This window comes from Celeribacter ethanolicus, from assembly GCF_001550095.1.
Taxonomy (GTDB): domain Bacteria; phylum Pseudomonadota; class Alphaproteobacteria; order Rhodobacterales; family Rhodobacteraceae; genus Celeribacter; species Celeribacter ethanolicus.
The window spans coordinates 1-15802 of record NZ_LRUC01000011.1; the positions used below are offsets into that span (position 1 = coordinate 1).

Below are 15802 nucleotides of genomic sequence, written 5' to 3' on the forward strand. Positions count from 1 at the left end.
TTGGTTGCGGGAGTAGGATTTGAACCTACGACCTTCAGGTTATGAGCCTGACGAGCTACCGGGCTGCTCCATCCCGCGACAGGGTCGAATGTGTGTTAAGCATCGTATGAGAGATTAATAAGCTGATTATTAGGTTTGGCGGTGACCTACTCTCCCACGTCTTAAGACGCAGTACCATTGGCGCAATCGTGCTTAACGGCCGAGTTCGGGAAGGGATCGGGTGTTTCACTGACGCTGTGACCACCAAACCGAATAATGAGCTTATGTCCAAGTCAAGTAAGTGTTGTGTATGCTTTTGATTTCGTTCGAGTAAGAGCAGTTTTGCTTTTACTGGATCAAATCAAGCCTATCGGGCAATTAGTACTGGTCAACTGAATGCATTGCTGCACTTACATCTCCAGCCTATCGACGTGGTGGTCTTCCACGGCCCTCAGGGATACCTTGTTTTGAGGGGGGCTTCCCGCTTAGATGCCTTCAGCGGTTATCCTTTCCGATCATAGCTACCCTGCACTACCGTTGGCACGATAACAGGTCCACCAGTGGATCGTTCACCCCGGTCCTCTCGTACTAGGGGCAACTCCTCTCAAGTATCCTACACCCACGGCAGATAGGGACCGAACTGTCTCACGACGTTCTAAACCCAGCTCACGTACCTCTTTAAATGGCGAACAGCCATACCCTTGGGACCTGCTCCAGCCCCAGGATGAGATGAGCCGACATCGAGGTGCCAAACACTGCCGTCGATATGGACTCTTGGGCAGTATCAGCCTGTTATCCCCGGCGTACCTTTTATCCGTTGAGCGATGGCCCTTCCACTCGGGACCACCGGATCACTATGGCCGACTTTCGTCTCTGCTCGACTTGTCAGTCTTGCAGTCAGGCTGGCTTCTGCCATTGCACTCAACGAGCGATTTCCGACCGCTCTGAGCCAACCTTCGCGCGCCTCCGTTACTCTTTGGGAGGCGACCGCCCCAGTCAAACTACCCGCCACACAGGGTCCCGGGCCCAGATAATGGGTCGCGGTTAGACATCAAGCAGAACAAGGGTGGTATCTCAAGGAAGGCTCCACAGGAACTGGCGTTCCTGCTTCAAAGCCTACCACCTATCCTGCACATGTTGTGCCTGATGCCAGTGTGAAGCTGTAGTAAAGGTGCACGGGGTCTTTCCGTCTAACCGCGGGAAGCCTGCATCTTGACAGGCAATTCAATTTCGCTGAGTCGATGTTGGAGACAGCGGGGAAGTCGTTACGCCATTCGTGCAGGTCGGAACTTACCCGACAAGGAATTTCGCTACCTTAGGACCGTTATAGTTACGGCCGCCGTTTACCTGGGCTTCAATTCAGAGCTTGCACCCCTCCTTTTAACCTTCAGGCACCGGGCAGGCGTCAGACCCTATACGTCGTCTTGCGACTTCGCAGAGCCCTGTGTTTTTAGTAAACAGTCGCCACCCCCTGGTTTGTGCCCCCAGCCAATACTTGCGTAGAAACTGGGCCTCCTTCTCGCGAACTTACGGAGGTATTTTGCCGAGTTCCTTCAACATCGTTCTCTCAAGCGCCTTGGTATTCTCTACCAGTCCACCTGTGTCGGTTTAGGGTACGATCTAATGAGAGGCTATTTCCAGGGACCGCTGAGCCGCCCATTCAATCCGATAAGGATGAACGACCTTTGCGATCCGTCACTTCTCTCTGGCCACTGAATATTAACAGTGTTCCCATCGACTACGCCTTTCGGCCTCGCCTTAGGGGTCGGCTTACCCTGCTCAGATTAGCTTTAAGCAGGAACCCTTGGACTTTCGGCGACAGGGTCTCTCACCCTGTTTGTCGCTACTCATGTCATCATTCTCACTGGTGATCTCTCCACGGGATCGCTCACGCGCCCGCTTCACAGAAAGCTTCGAGCCTCTAATGATCCCCTTGAGGATCGAAAGAGGCATGAAGCTATATCACACCACGCTCTGCTACCATGCCTTACGGCATCCTCGGCTTCGGCTCATGGCTTGAGCCCCGTTACATCTTCGCCGCAGGACAACTTATCTAGACCAGTGAGCTGTTACGCTATCTTTAAAGGATGGCTGCTTCTAAGCCAACCTCCTGGTTGTTTTGGTCGTCCCACCTGCTTTCCCACTTAGCCATGAATTAGGGGCCTTAGCCGGAGGTCAGGGTTGTTTCCCTCTCCACTACGGGCGTTAGCACCCGCAGTGTGTCTGCCATCTAGTACTCCCGGGTATTCGGAGTTTGGTTAGGATCAGTAAGCCTGTGGGGCCCCATTACCCATCCAGTGCTCTACCCCCCGGGGTATTCGGATGACGCTCTACCTAAATAGATTTCGCAGAGAACCAGCTATCTCCGAGTTTGATTGGCCTTTCACCCCTAGGCACAACTCATCCCGACCTTTTTCAACAGGTGTGGGTTCGGACCTCCAGTAAGTGTTACCTTACCTTCATCCTGGTCATGCCTAGATCACTCGGTTTCGGGTCTGATCCCACGAACTCATGCGCCCTATTAAGACTCGCTTTCGCTGCGCCTACACCTAACGGCTTAAGCTTGCTCGTAAGACCAAGTCGATGACCCATTATACAAAAGGTACGCCGTCAGGACTCGAGGTCCCTCCGACTGCTTGTAGGCGTCCGGTTTCAGAAACTGTTTCACTCCCCTCGTCGGGGTGCTTTTCACCTTTCCCTCACGGTACTGGTTCGCTATCGGTCAGTAAGGAGTACTTAGCCTTCGGGGGTGGTCCCCCGATCTTCAGACAGAATTTCACGTGTTCCGCCCTACTTAATACGTCACTCAAAGCTTCCTATACGGGGCTGTCACCCGCTATGGCCAGACTTTCCAATCTGTTCTAGTCACTCATCGTGCTCGGCTGGTTCCCGTTCGCTCGCCGCTACTAGGGAAGTCTCTATTGATGTCCTTTCCTCCGGGTACTTAGATGTTTCAGTTCCCCGGGTTTGCTCTTAAAACCCTATGTGTTCAGGTTAAAAGTACCTGTTTCAGCAAGATATAAGCAGCCTAAGCTATTATATCGAACTGTCAGGTGGGTTCCCCCATTCGGAAATCCATGGATCAAAGCCTATTCTCGGCTCCCCATAGCTTATCGCAGAGTATCACGTCCTTCATCGCCTCTTACTGCCAAGGCATCCACCAAACGCCCTTCTCGCGCTTGATTTGATCCAGAAAGAGCAAAACTACATGATGTCCTACCGCCTGTCGGCGACTTGAGGACGAAGTTTGCGAGCAACGCGAGCTGGTAAAGACGCGAAGCTATACTTTCAGGACCAAAAGCATACTTTCCCGCTTCCGATCTTGTATGGGATCGGAAACGCGCTGCAGTTCCGCAGAACCGCAACTTGGTTAGTTTACTTGACTTGGGCAACATCATCTTTTCAGCCGCGATACAGACGTTGGACCGGGAATGTGGTCCGCTGAATGCCTTCCTTGCGGAAGCGACCGAGATCAACCCTCACTTGGGCGATCAACGATGTTGCATTTAATCTCTCTATACGATGTCAATTGTCGTCTAAGATTAGACGAGCAAACACTGATCTCAGTGCTTGCTGATGTAATCTTAGTGGTAATGGTGGAGCCTATCGGGATCGAACCGATGACCCTCTGCTTGCAAAGCAGATGCTCTCCCAGCTGAGCTAAGGCCCCATACTCGCTGTTTCAGCGAATTAGTGGTGGGTCGAGGAGGACTTGAACCTCCGACCTCACGCTTATCAGGCGTGCGCTCTAACCACCTGAGCTACCGACCCAAGTCCAGACCGGTAGGTCTGTGATACTTTACGAAGAGATATGAGGACGGCCTGGCCGAGTTTGATCAACTATTGTTGATCTATGCTACATTTTAGTGTCCTACCGCGCAGAGCGCTACTTGAGGACGTGTAGCTGCTAAGTGTTTCACGAGAGTGGCAAGCCAATCTGCTAGAAACATCCTTAGAAAGGAGGTGATCCAGCCGCAGGTTCCCCTACGGCTACCTTGTTACGACTTCACCCCAGTCGCTGAGCCTACCGTGGTCCGCTGCCCCTCCGAAGAGTTAGCGCACGGCCGTCGGGTAGACCCAACTCCCATGGTGTGACGGGCGGTGTGTACAAGGCCCGGGAACGTATTCACCGCGTCATGCTGTTACGCGATTACTAGCGATTCCGACTTCATGGGGACGAGTTGCAGACCCCAATCCGAACTGAGACATCTTTTGGAGATTAACTCACTGTAGATGCCATTGTAGCACGTGTGTAGCCCAACCCGTAAGGGCCATGAGGACTTGACGTCATCCACACCTTCCTCCCGCTTATCACGGGCAGTTTCCCTAGAGTCCCCGGCCAAACCGCTGGTAACTAAGGATGTGGGTTGCGCTCGTTGCCGGACTTAACCGAACATCTCACGACACGAGCTGACGACAGCCATGCAGCACCTGTCACTGATCCAGCCGAACTGAAGGAAACGATCTCTCGTAACCGCGATCAGGATGTCAAGGGTTGGTAAGGTTCTGCGCGTTGCTTCGAATTAAACCACATGCTCCACCGCTTGTGCGGGCCCCCGTCAATTCCTTTGAGTTTTAATCTTGCGACCGTACTCCCCAGGCGGAATGCTTAATCCGTTAGGTGTGTCACCGACAAGTATACTTGCCGACGACTGGCATTCATCGTTTACGGTGTGGACTACCAGGGTATCTAATCCTGTTTGCTCCCCACACTTTCGCACCTCAGCGTCAGTATCGAGCCAGTAAGCCGCCTTCGCCACTGGTGTTCCTCCGAATATCTACGAATTTCACCTCTACACTCGGAATTCCACTTACCTCTCTCGAACTCAAGACTAGCAGTATCAAAGGCAGTTCCAGGGTTGAGCCCTGGGATTTCACCTCTGACTGACTAATCCGCCTACGTGCGCTTTACGCCCAGTAATTCCGAACAACGCTAACCCCCTCCGTATTACCGCGGCTGCTGGCACGGAGTTAGCCGGGGTTTCTTTACCTGCTACCGTCATTATCTTCACAGGCGAAAGAGCTTTACGACCCTAAGGCCTTCATCACTCACGCGGCATGGCTAGATCAGGGTTGCCCCCATTGTCTAAGATTCCCCACTGCTGCCTCCCGTAGGAGTCTGGGCCGTGTCTCAGTCCCAGTGTTGCTGATCATCCTCTCAAACCAGCTATAGATCGTAGGCTTGGTAGGCCATTACCCCACCAACTACCTAATCTAACGCGGGCCGATCCCTCACCGAAATTCTTTCCCCCGAAGGGCGTATACGGTATTAAACCCAGTTTCCCGGGACTATTCCGTAGTGAAGGGTACGTTCCCACGCGTTACTAACCCGTCCGCCGCTAAACCCGAAGGCTTCGCTCGACTTGCATGTGTTAGGCCTGCCGCCAGCGTTCGTTCTGAGCCAGGATCAAACTCTCAAGTTGAAAGCATATTACTATGCTAACCTTGACGTCGAACCTCTGCACATCACTCCTGAAACCGGCTAGGGTTCCAGGAAACTGTTTCTCGTGCTTGGTATCAAAGATACCGAAAGCCGACAAACAGTGAAGCTGACACTCCATCATCGAACCCAAGTCCTAGGAGTGCGATATACAGACGTTCTTGTCGTTAAGACCAAACCGCCCACATATCTCTTCGTTCATCTATCAATTTCAAAGAGCCAGAGACAAAAACCAGACCAGTGCGCCCTAACTTGCGGCGCGCCCGCCCAGATCTGCCTCAAAATTTTCTGCCTCGCTTCCCCTCAAGAACCCCTCTCTGGCGTCCCGTCCGTTCCGTCTGGCGTCCCGTGCCGCGCTGTCTGCGCCGCCGGTGAAGGGGGTTCTAAGGCGAGTGCTCAGAACCCGCAAGCAGTTTTTGAAAGAAAAATGACGAATACACGAAACTTTCAGACAACAGCTTGATTTTTAACGATTTATTACGTCGAACTTTTTGGCGCCCCGCGACTTTCCGCGATTTCTACCCCCTGAAGAGCAGCCCCCCCCACGAAACGAAAACCGCTTATCCACATGAGGCTGCGCAACATTTGTCACTCCTGTCGAGTGGCGCCGCAAATCACACTGTGAATCGTACCGTGAATCGGAGACGAGTCAGCCGCGTGACTGTTGGGGAATCACCCCTCGGCTGCGTTTTCGTGCAGCAAACGGCAGACGCAACACCAGAAGAAGGGCGATTCCCCCGAGATAGAGCAGCGGCTCCAACTGCCAGCCTTTGCGCAGCATGACGAAATGCACGCCGCCAAGGACAACCGCCGGATAGACAAGCCAGTGCAGTCGCCGCCAATTGCGCCCGAGCCTGCGGATCGCGGCGTTATAGGAGGTGGCCGCCAGCGGGATCATCAGGACAAAGGCCGCCATGCCGATGGTGATATAGGGCCGCTTGTAAATGTCGGCGATGATCTGGGACGGGATCTGGACATCGAGCACGATCCATACCAGCAGATGCAGCACGATATAGAAGAAGGCGATCAGCCCCAAGGCGCGGCGGAACTTGATCAGGTTCAGCCCGGCATAGCGGCGCAACGGCGTGATGCAGAGCGAGGCGATCAGGACCTGAAGCCCCAGAAGCCCGATCTTGTGTTCCATCGCCTTGACGGGGTCGACGCCAAGCTGCCCGCTCACTCCGGCATAGAAATACCACGCGGGCGGGATCAGCGCGCCAAGATAGAGCGGCCAGGTCGGAATGCGGCGGGCAAAGCGATTGAGGCGGTCCATCAATATTCCTTGCTCAAGTCCATGCCTTTATAAAGCGCACCGACCTGTTCCTCGTATCCATTGAACTTCACCGTGGCCATGCGGGAGGCAAAGACGCCGCCGCCGATGCGCCGTTCGGTGGCCTGCGACCAGCGGGGGTGGCTGACCTCCGGGTTCACGTTGGAATAGAAGCCATACTCGCGATGGTTCGCGGCCTTCCACGTATTAATCGGCTGCTCACCGGTCAGGGTGATCTTGACCACCGATTTGATCGACTTGAAGCCGTATTTCCACGGCACCACCAGACGCAGCGGTGCACCGTTCTGGTTCGGCAGTTCCTGTCCGTAAAGCCCCGTCGCCATGATCGTCAGCGGATGCATCGCTTCATCGAGCCGTAGCCCCTCGACATAAGGCCAGTCGAGAATGGGTCGACGTTGCCCCGGCATTTCCTCCGGACGATAGAGCGTTTCGAAACGGACATATTTCGCGGAGGGCTCAACGCCAGCCAGATCGAGAAGCTGATTGAGTTCGAACCCGTTCCAAGGGATGACCATCGACCAGGCCTCGACACAGCGGAAGCGATAGATGCGCTCGTCGATGTCCACCTTCGACAGGATATCGCCCAGCCCATAAGAACCGGGCCGCTCGACCATGCCGTCGATCTCGACGGACCAGGGATCGGTGGTCAGGCTGCCAGCATAGCGGGCCGGGTCGTCCTTGCCGGTGCCGAATTCATAGAAATTGTTGTAGTTGGCGATCTCTTCGAAGGTGTTCGGCGTCTCCGTGGTGTCGAAACCCTCGATCTCGAACTTCGGCATGTCTTGCGCCTGCACCCCGGAGGCGGCCAGAAGGCCCGCGCCCGCCATGCCGGCCATGACGGCGCGACGGTTGAGATAGGCCAGCTCCGGCGTGACCTCGGAATATGGCAGGTTGAATCTGGACGTCATGGGTCCCTCCCGATCTGATTTCCCCTAGGGTAAACCGGGCGGGACCATGCTCAAACCAAACTTATCTCACAGATGCGTTGGTCTTTTGTAACTTTCGCCCGCGTATTGGTCGTGGTGATAGCTCGGGACAAGACGGTCGAGCGGCACGGAGGTGCCGTCGGCCTGCACGATGCGCACATGCCGACGTCGCATCTGCCGCGGCTCCAAAACGCCGACCGAGTGGGCGATCATCTCCAGTTCATGGATCGTCGCCGTGGCATAGGCCGCGACTTTCTTGTACTTGTCCTGCACCACGAGACCGCGTTGCAGATGCGGATCATGGGTGGTGATACCGGTCGGACAGGTGTTCTTGTTGCATTTGAGCGCCTGAATGCAGCCGAGCGAGAACATGAAGCCCCGCGCGGAACAGACGAAATCCGCGCCCGCACAGATCGCCCAGGCGACATCCGCCGGGTTCACCAGCTTGCCCGCCGCAACGATGCGGATGCGATCGTGCAGCCCGTATTTGTCGCGCAGATCGACGATGCGGATGAGCGCTTCCTTGATCGGCATGCCCACGAGGTCAATGAGCGGCATCGGGGCCGCCCCAGTCCCGCCTTCGCCACCGTCGATGGTGATGAAATCCGGCGCGCTTTCCTCGCCCCGCTCCTTGATCAGGGCAAAGAACTCTTCCCAGGGGCGCGACGAACCCACCACGAATTTGAACCCGACCGGCTTGCCGGTGACGTCGCGAATGTGGTTGATGAAATCCAGAAGGTCGTTGAAATCGTCCACCTCACGGTGCCGGTTCGGGGAGATCCCGTCTTCCCCCGGACGCAGGCCACGAATCGCGGCAATCTCCGGTGTGATCTTGGCGGCGGGCAGGATGCCACCCTTGCCGGGCTTCGCGCCTTGGGACAGCTTGATCTCGAACATCCGCACCTTTTCATGTGCGGCGGCCGCGCGAAGCTTGTCATCGTCGAGGTTGCCCTCCGCGTCCCGAATGCCGTATTTCGCCGTGCCGATCTGATAGACCAGGTCCGCACCGCCTTCGAGGTGAAAGGGCGACAACCCGCCTTCGCCGGTGTTGAGCCAGATCCCCGCCTCCTTCGCACCTTTCGAAAGCGCCAGAACCGCCGGTTTCGAAATGGCGCCGTAGGACATGCCGGAGATGTTGAAGATCGACTTCGCCGTGTAGGGCACCCGGCAATATTGCCCGATCAGCATCGGTTCGGTCACCGCGAACTGATCGTCGAGCGGCGGGAAGGCGGCGTTCATGAAGATCGGCGTGCCGGGGATGGAAAGCGAGCGGGTCGAGCCGAAGGCCACCGTATTGCCCTTGCCGTCGGAGGCGCGGTAAATCCAGTCGCGCTGCGCCCGGTTGAACGGCATCTCCTCGCGATCCATGGCAAAGAAATACTGCCGGAAGAATTCACCCAGTGTCGAGAACCAGTGCCGGAAATGCCCGATCACCGGATAATTGCGCAGGATCGCATCCCGCGTCTGCCGTTTGTCGAGCACGTAAAGCGCCAGAGCGACGAAGACCATCACCCCGATCACAACCACGAACACCAGCGCCAGAACCTGAAGCGCCATCATCGCCCAATGCCAGAAGGTCATTACCTTATCCCTTTGCATTCCGTTTGGCCCGACCCTGACAGAAGGCACACAGAAGACAACCGCAAACCGGGGCATGTTAGCGCTAAAATCTTAGCTGCGATGCGGCGTGACAGGGTCACATTCCTGTGCCTCACTCGACGCATAAACAGGGAGGAATATATCTATGCTCAAAGCACTCATCACCAGCGCGGTTCTCGCGCTCACCACAGGAATGGCCATGGCGGACGGCATCACCCACAAGATCGCGTTTCATATCGACGACAGCGACATGCGCCTGATGAACATGGCGCTCAACAACGCCAACAATGCCCGCAACTATTTCCAGTCGATCGGCGACGATGTCGTGTTGGAAATCGTGGCTTATGGGCCGGGGCTTCAGATGTTCCTGAAAGGTCAGAGCCCGGTGGCCGACAGGATCGAAATGATGGCGCTGGAATATCCCGATGTGACCTTTTCGGCCTGCGAGAACACCCTGCGCAACATGAGCAAAAACATGGACCGTCCTCTGGAGCTTCTCGAAGAGGCGCAAATCGTGCCCTCCGGCGTCGCCCGCCTCGTCGAGTTGCAGGAAGATGGCTACAGCTACATCAAGCCCTGATCCGGTCCCCATGAAAAAGGCGGCCCCGAAAGGCCGCCTCATTTTCCTTACTGTGCCGTCGTTCAATGAACGACAGCATCTTCCGGCGCAGGTCTGTTCGACCCGACGGTGCGCTCGCCGATAATCAGGCCATCGACTCCGGCGGAAACCGGAATGACGTCGCCATCCTTGACATCGCCCGCCAGCAAAAGCTCGGCCAGCGGATCTTGCAGCGCGCGTTGGATCACCCGTTTCAGCGGACGTGCGCCGAACACCGGATCATAGCCTTCATCGGCCAGCCATTGTTTCGCGGCCTCGTCGATCGCCAGCGAAATGTTGCGTTTCGCCAGACGTTTTTCGAGCCGGGCAAGCTGGATCTCAACGATCCCGCCCATATCGCCACGCCCCAGACGGTCGAAGATGATCGTCTCGTCGAGACGGTTCAGGAACTCGGGGCGGAAATGCGCCCGCACCGCGTTCATCACATCCCCTTTGGCCGTCGAACTGTCGGCCCCTTCCGGCAACTGGCTCAGCGCCTGCGACCCAAGGTTCGACGTCAGGATGATCAGCGTCTGTTTGAAGTCCACGGTGCGGCCCTGACCATCGGTCAGCACACCGTCATCGAGGACCTGCAACAGCACGTTGAACACATCCGGGTGGGCCTTCTCGACCTCATCGAACAGCACGACCTGATAGGGTCTGCGCCGCACGGCTTCGGTCAGAACACCGCCTTCGTCATAGCCAACGTAACCCGGAGGCGCACCGATCAGACGCGCGACCGCGTGTTTCTCCATGAACTCGGACATGTCGATGCGGACCATCGCATTGTCGTCGTCAAAGAGGAACTCTGCGACGGCTTTCGTCAGCTCTGTTTTCCCGACCCCGGTCGGCCCGAGGAAAAGGAAGGACCCAAGCGGACGGTTTTCGTCATTGAGACCCGCCCGCGCCCGGCGCACCGCATTGGCGACGGCATGCACAGCGGCTTCCTGACCGATGACCCGTTTGTGCAGGCCATCTTCCATCCGCAAAAGTTTCTCCCGCTCGCCTTCGAGCATTTTCGACGTCGGAATACCCGTCCAGCGTTCGACCACCTCGGCGATCTGTTCGGGGCGCACAGCCTCTTCGACCATGAGATCGCCCTCGGCTTCGATCTCTCCGGCTTCCGCGAGCTGTTTCTCAAGCTGCGGGATGATGCCGTAAGACAGCTCCCCGGCTTTCGCCAGATTGCCTTCGCGTTTGGCGATCTCCAAAGCGGCGCGGGCCTGATCGAGTTTCTCTTTCAGATCGCGCGTGCCTTCGAGTTTTTGCCGCTCGGCTTCCCATTTCGCCGTCATCGCATCCGACTGCTCCATGAGATCCGCAAGCTCCTGTTCGAGCTTCGACAACCGATGCTTGGACGCCTCGTCATCCTCTTTCTTAAGAGCCTCGGCTTCGATCTGAAGCTGCAGGATCTGACGATCGAGCGCGTCGAGTTCCTCGGGCTTACTGTCCACCTCCATCCGCAGACGCGATGCCGCCTCGTCGACAAGGTCGATGGCCTTATCCGGCAGGAACCGGTCGGTGATGTAGCGATGGCTCAAAGTGGCCGCCGCAACGAGGGCGCTGTCGGAAATCCGAACCCCATGGTGAAGTTCGTATTTCTCCTTGATCCCGCGCAAGATGGAAATCGTGTCTTCCACCGTCGGCTCCTCGACCACAACGGGTTGGAACCGGCGGGCCAGAGCCGCGTCTTTCTCGACATATTTGCGGTACTCATCGAGCGTCGTCGCACCGACACAGTGCAATTCACCCCGCGCAAGCGCCGGTTTGATCAGGTTCGCCGCATCCATCGCGCCATCGGTTTTGCCCGCACCCACAAGGGTGTGGATCTCGTCGATGAAAAGGATAATTTCGCCCGCGGCGGCCTCAATCTCTTTCAGGATGGATTTCAGACGTTCCTCGAATTCCCCGCGATATTTCGCGCCGGCGATCAGCGCGCCCATATCGAGCGCCAACAATTTCTTGTTGCGCAGAGATTCCGGCACGTCGCCATTGACGATCCGAAGCGCAAGCCCCTCGGCAATCGCGGTTTTCCCCACGCCCGGCTCCCCGATCAGGATCGGGTTGTTTTTGGTCCGGCGCGAGAGCACCTGCATCGAACGGCGAATTTCTTCGTCGCGGCCAATGATCGGGTCGATTTTCCCGGCCTCGGCGGCCTCGGTCAGGTCACGGGCGTATTTCTTCAGCGCCTCATAACCGTCTTCGGCAGAGGCGCTATCGGCCGTCCGGCCCTTGCGAATGTCGTTGATCGCCGTATTGAGTTTCTGCGCCGTCACGCCCCCGGCATCGAGCGCGTCTTTCGCCCCCGAGCGGGTGATCGCCAGCGCGGTCAAAAGCCGCTCGACCGGCACGAAACTGTCGCCTGCCTTTTTGGCAAGCTTTTCGGCCTCATCGAGAACCTTCGCGGTCTGTTGATCGAGATAGGTTTGCCCGGCATCGCCGGAGACCTTCGTCAATTTGTTCACGGCAGCCTCATTGGCGGCCATGACGGCTTTTGCATCGCCCCCTGCCTTGTTGATCAGGTTGGCGGCAAAGCCTTCTTCATCGTCAAGCAAAGCCTTCAAAAGATGCTCGGGTTTCAGAGCCTGATGGCTCTCCCGCATCGCGATCGTTTGCGCGGCCTGAAGGAACCCGCGCGACCTCTCGGTGAACTTCTCCATGTTCATACCGTCTCTCCTCTTCCAAGCGCCCCGGGTGAATTTCCGCGCCCGCTTGGCGGCACGCATGAGGGTCGGGGCCTTCCATCCCTAGATGGGCATCGCGCCAAGGCCCCGCAAGAGGACCTGTTGCATAATTGGAACAAATTTAGCGATCCCGGCGTTGCCCCTCAAACGGCAAACATGCCGGAGCAGTTACGGAGAAATGCCATGCACAGCTACGGCGCAGAAATTCAGGGCCTCATATATAATGCAGCGCTTCAGGCCTATCAGGCCCGCGTCATCTTTCACGAGGCGGGCGAACGGATTACATTTCCCGTCGAGTTCACCGCCCCGATCAGCGCGGATTACGCGACCGTCAGTCGCGGCCTTGCGCTCCGCGCCCGCGCGCTGCGTCATCGCAAACGCGGGGCCAATGTCGCCCGATTGAAGGACGTCGCAGAAATCGCAGCCCATCAAGGCCGATTGAGCGCCTGAGCCTCTTGACCCGACGGGCCTGTCTGCGCAAGGAGGGGCGAACCAGAGAGGATGTGCCCATGACTGCCCAGACCGCCGATGACCGCCTGATCGTTGCTCTTGATGTCCCGAATGTCGTACAGGGACTCGACCTTGCCAATCGCATCGGTGATGCCGTGTCCTTCTACAAGATCGGGCTTGGCATGTTGACGGGCGGCGGCTTTGCCCTCGCCAACGAGCTCAAGCAGGAGCAGGGCAAGAAAATCTTCCTCGACATGAAATTCTTCGACATCGGCGCGACGGTGGAAAACGCCGTGCGCGGCGTGGCGCAGCATGACATGGATTTCCTCACCGTGCATGGCGACCCCTATGTGGTGAAAGCCGCGAAAGAGGGCGCTTCCGGGTCGGATATGAAAATCCTCGCCGTCACCATCCTGACCTCACTCGACCGCGCCGATCTCGATGGCGCTTTGATCAAGGACGGCGAAATTCGCGATCTGGTGCAGGAACGTGCGGGCAAGGCCTTTCTCGCGGGTGCCGATGGCGTCATCGCCTCGCCGCAGGAAGCCGCGATGATCCGCGCGCTCCCCGAAGCGGCGGGCAAGCTGATCGTCACTCCGGGTGTGCGTCCGGTGGGTGCCGCGCTCGGCGATCAGAAACGCGTCGCCACGCCCGCACAGGCGATCAAGGACGGGGTCGACCACATCGTCGTCGGGCGTCCGGTCTGGCAGGCGGACGACCCGCGCAAGGCGGCGCTCGCCATTCAGAACGAAATCGCCACGGCCTGAGCCGCAAAAACTCCGCACACAAACCAGACATCAAAAAACGGCGCCCGAAAGGACGCCGTTTCTTTTTGTTTCATCGAATGACGACTTATTCCGAAGCCGGCGCCTCCGGGGCGCTTTCCTCGGTCGTCACATTCAGCGACCCGCCATTGTCCGGCGCGTCGTTGTTGATCGTGACCGAGGCGCCATCAGCCCCTTGCGTCATCGGCGAGGTGTCACCGCCCAGCATCACATAGAGGATCACGCCAAGCACCACGACAATCGCGCCAAGGATAAAATACAGCCCGCCGTTGCCGCCCGAGCTTTGGTTGTAGGACTCATTCTGTGCCATGAGCTTTCCTTTGCGTTTCTATTCCAGTCACGGGGTCAACGCCCTCGCGTCACGCAAGGTTCCCGCTCTGCGCCAAATACCGTCCGAGACGGCCCCGCAGGCCGGTCACCACATCGCCCCGCGTCACGAAATCGCCCACCGGCATCCAAGCCCAACTCTGGCCCTCGTCGCCCAGACAAATCTCCCCATCCGTCAGCGTCTCCCACCGCGCCACGAAGAAATGCACCCGGCCCCCGGGATTGGTATGACCGGCCTCCTCGCGATGATAAATCACCCGCTCCGGCGCGATCTCGACGGACAATTCCTCGAATAGTTCGCGCGCCACGGTCTCAAATGGGCTTTCCACCCCTTCCCGCCCGCCGCCGGGCAGGTCCCAGTGGTTGGGATAGGGAATGTCGGGGTGATCGTCGCGCAACAGCGTCAGCACATGCCCGCCTCGCAAAATCGCGATTTTGGCCCCGTCGAAGGGGCCAAAATCCTCAGACATCGTCATTGATGTCCTTGTCCCAGACTTTCACCTGGCCTTTGCGCAGGCCGAAAATCTTCCGCATGCCGAGCCAGGCGATCATCGAACAGACCGCGAAGATCAGCGTCAAAAGCGACACATTCGCCCCGATCCAGCCGAGAAACAGCAAAAGCGCCACCACCGCAGCCCCGATGCCAAAGCCAAGGAACAAAAAGCCCGCCGCGATGATTTCAAGCGCCATAAGCGCAATCGCCACCAGCCCCCAAAACCACCATTCGAGCAACAGAACCATGTGCTCCATCACGCCTTGCCTTTCAAAAGCTTGAACGCATCGCCAAAGGCCTCAAGCGCTGCCGAGGGCAGAACGATAGTCTGTTTGCCGGTCCCCTCGCCCAATGCGGTCAACGCCTCGACCTGTTTCAGGGCCACCTGATATTGCGCCGCCTCGATGCCGTTCTTGGCAATCGCCCCGGCCACGACCTCGGTGGCATAGGCTTCGGCGTCGGCCTGAATCCGGCGCGCCTTGGCCTTTTGTTCGGCGGCGTAAAGCTCGGCGTCTGCGGCCAGCTCGACGGAGCGTTTCTCGCCCTCGGCTTCCATCACCGTCGCGCGACGCGCGCGCTCGGCGTTCAATTGCTGCAACATCGCGGCGCGGGTGGCCTCGTCGAGATTGACGTCCAGCACCTCGGCCCGCGTCACTTCGATCCCCCAGTTGTCGACCGCATCTTCGACCGCCACCTTGATCGTCGCGATCAGTTGCGAGCGGTTCGATTGCACCTCGTCGAGCTCCATCTTGCCGATCTCGGCGCGGACGATCCCGGCCACGGTCGTGGCAATCGCCGCGTCCACATCGCGGATACGGTAAACCGTCTTTTCCGGCTCGATGATGCGGTAAAACACGGAGGTCTCGACCTTCACCAACACGTTGTCGGAGGTGATCGCGTCCTGCATCGCATTCGGAAGCTGGCGTTCGAGGATCGAGATCTTATGCGCTACCACATCAATGAGCGGCACGATAAAGTTGATCCCCGGCCCCAAAACGGTGCGCAGCCGCCCAAAGCGCTCGACCACGAATTTCTCTGACTGCGGCACGATCCGCACGCCTTTGAGCACCAGAAGAACGATGAACAGCGCCAACGCCAGCGTAACGATATTGCCACCGGTCAGAAACTGTGCCGGATCAATGGAATTCATGAGTAACCTTCCCCCAAACTGATATGCCGGGGCACATGGCCCCCTCTCGCAGATGGGTATAGAATAGCATCGGATCAAGA

11 protein-coding genes, 3 tRNA genes and 3 rRNA genes are annotated in these 15802 nt (G+C 57.6%); 3 read left to right on the forward strand and 14 right to left on the reverse strand.

The genetic code is table 11. From position 1 onward, the window contains the following. Position 1: 1 nt before the first annotated feature. From NH195_RS05830 to NH195_RS05870, 9 genes are all read right to left on the reverse strand, one after another. A tRNA-Met gene (locus NH195_RS05830) sits at positions 2-78 on the reverse strand. A gap of 55 nt (positions 79-133) precedes the next feature. Continuing rightward, positions 134-248, reverse strand: a 5S ribosomal RNA gene (rrf, locus tag NH195_RS05835). Between the two features lie 88 nt (positions 249-336). Next, positions 337-3164: ribosomal RNA gene (locus tag NH195_RS05840) — 23S ribosomal RNA — on the reverse strand. Between the two features lie 409 nt (positions 3165-3573). Next, positions 3574-3649, reverse strand: a tRNA-Ala gene (locus tag NH195_RS05845). A gap of 24 nt (positions 3650-3673) precedes the next feature. Continuing rightward, a tRNA-Ile gene (locus NH195_RS05850) sits at positions 3674-3750 on the reverse strand. Between the two features lie 185 nt (positions 3751-3935). After that, positions 3936-5402, reverse strand: a 16S ribosomal RNA gene (locus NH195_RS05855). Together the 16S, 23S and 5S rRNA genes with 3 tRNA genes alongside form the textbook arrangement of a ribosomal RNA operon. Before the next feature lie 666 nt (positions 5403-6068). Next, positions 6069-6692, reverse strand: coding sequence for a protein-methionine-sulfoxide reductase heme-binding subunit MsrQ (gene msrQ, locus NH195_RS05860; protein ID WP_066704512.1), 624 nt, complete (start codon positions 6690-6692; stop codon positions 6069-6071). Beyond that, positions 6692-7618: a protein-methionine-sulfoxide reductase catalytic subunit MsrP gene (msrP, locus tag NH195_RS05865; protein WP_066704514.1), complete on the reverse strand. Its 927-nt coding sequence runs from the start codon at positions 7616-7618 to the stop codon at positions 6692-6694. Before msrP ends, msrQ begins: the two co-directional genes overlap by 1 nt. A gap of 66 nt (positions 7619-7684) precedes the next feature. Continuing rightward, positions 7685-9217, reverse strand: a complete 1533-nt coding sequence (locus tag NH195_RS05870; protein ID WP_066704517.1) for an FMN-binding glutamate synthase family protein — start codon at positions 9215-9217, stop codon at positions 7685-7687. A 163-nt stretch (positions 9218-9380) separates the two neighbouring features. On the opposite strand from NH195_RS05870, the gene NH195_RS05875 reads away from it, so the two are divergent. Next, positions 9381-9815: a DsrE family protein gene (locus NH195_RS05875; RefSeq protein WP_066704519.1), complete on the forward strand. Its 435-nt coding sequence runs from the start codon at positions 9381-9383 to the stop codon at positions 9813-9815. Positions 9816-9877: 62 nt separating this feature from the next. Here NH195_RS05875 and clpB read toward each other — a convergent pair whose 3' ends face one another. After that, on the reverse strand, positions 9878-12499 hold the full coding sequence (gene clpB / locus NH195_RS05880; protein ID WP_066704522.1) for an ATP-dependent chaperone ClpB: 2622 nt from the start codon (positions 12497-12499) through the stop codon (positions 9878-9880). 201 nt (positions 12500-12700) lie between these two features. Between clpB and NH195_RS05885 the strand changes: the two genes are divergently transcribed. Both NH195_RS05885 and pyrF read left to right on the forward strand, forming a co-directional pair. Further along, positions 12701-12967: a hypothetical protein gene (locus NH195_RS05885; protein ID WP_066704524.1), complete on the forward strand. Its 267-nt coding sequence runs from the start codon at positions 12701-12703 to the stop codon at positions 12965-12967. A 59-nt stretch (positions 12968-13026) separates the two neighbouring features. Further along, entirely contained in the window at positions 13027-13734 is a 708-nt protein-coding gene (pyrF, locus tag NH195_RS05890) for an orotidine-5'-phosphate decarboxylase (protein WP_066704525.1), read from the forward strand. Between the two features lie 85 nt (positions 13735-13819). Here pyrF and NH195_RS05895 read toward each other — a convergent pair whose 3' ends face one another. Genes NH195_RS05895 through NH195_RS05910 form a run of 4 tightly spaced genes read right to left on the reverse strand, consistent with a single transcriptional unit; the run spans position 13820 to position 15722 of the window. Beyond that, on the reverse strand, positions 13820-14062 hold the full coding sequence (locus tag NH195_RS05895; RefSeq protein WP_066704527.1) for a hypothetical protein: 243 nt from the start codon (positions 14060-14062) through the stop codon (positions 13820-13822). A 49-nt stretch (positions 14063-14111) separates the two neighbouring features. Continuing rightward, positions 14112-14555: an NUDIX hydrolase gene (locus tag NH195_RS05900; protein WP_066704529.1), complete on the reverse strand. Its 444-nt coding sequence runs from the start codon at positions 14553-14555 to the stop codon at positions 14112-14114. Continuing rightward, complete coding sequence (locus NH195_RS05905; protein WP_066704530.1) at positions 14542-14829, reverse strand: NfeD family protein; 288 nt, start codon at positions 14827-14829, stop codon at positions 14542-14544. The genes NH195_RS05900 and NH195_RS05905 overlap by 14 nt, the downstream gene beginning before the upstream one ends. Then, positions 14829-15722: an SPFH domain-containing protein gene (locus tag NH195_RS05910; RefSeq protein WP_066704531.1), complete on the reverse strand. Its 894-nt coding sequence runs from the start codon at positions 15720-15722 to the stop codon at positions 14829-14831. Before NH195_RS05910 ends, NH195_RS05905 begins: the two co-directional genes overlap by 1 nt. Positions 15723-15802: the final 80 nt, after the last annotated feature.

Excerpts from the sequence above, each read along its gene's own strand:
- NH195_RS05885 (WP_066704524.1), top strand. The coding sequence starts at position 12,701 with ATGCACAGCTACGGCGCAGAAATTCAGGGCCTCATATATAATGCAGCG.
- NH195_RS05910 (WP_066704531.1), bottom strand. The coding sequence starts at position 15,722 with ATGAATTCCATTGATCCGGCACAGTTTCTGACCGGTGGCAATATCGTT.
- NH195_RS05905 (WP_066704530.1), bottom strand. The coding sequence starts at position 14,829 with ATGGAGCACATGGTTCTGTTGCTCGAATGGTGGTTTTGGGGGCTGGTG.
- NH195_RS05870 (WP_066704517.1), bottom strand. The coding sequence starts at position 9,217 with ATGACCTTCTGGCATTGGGCGATGATGGCGCTTCAGGTTCTGGCGCTG.
- NH195_RS05895 (WP_066704527.1), bottom strand. The coding sequence starts at position 14,062 with ATGGCACAGAATGAGTCCTACAACCAAAGCTCGGGCGGCAACGGCGGG.
- msrP (WP_066704514.1), bottom strand. The coding sequence starts at position 7,618 with ATGACGTCCAGATTCAACCTGCCATATTCCGAGGTCACGCCGGAGCTG.
- NH195_RS05875 (WP_066704519.1), top strand. The coding sequence starts at position 9,381 with ATGCTCAAAGCACTCATCACCAGCGCGGTTCTCGCGCTCACCACAGGA.
- msrQ (WP_066704512.1), bottom strand. The coding sequence starts at position 6,692 with ATGGACCGCCTCAATCGCTTTGCCCGCCGCATTCCGACCTGGCCGCTC.
- pyrF (WP_066704525.1), top strand. The coding sequence starts at position 13,027 with ATGACTGCCCAGACCGCCGATGACCGCCTGATCGTTGCTCTTGATGTC.
- clpB (WP_066704522.1), bottom strand. The coding sequence starts at position 12,499 with ATGAACATGGAGAAGTTCACCGAGAGGTCGCGCGGGTTCCTTCAGGCC.
- NH195_RS05900 (WP_066704529.1), bottom strand. The coding sequence starts at position 14,555 with ATGACGATGTCTGAGGATTTTGGCCCCTTCGACGGGGCCAAAATCGCG.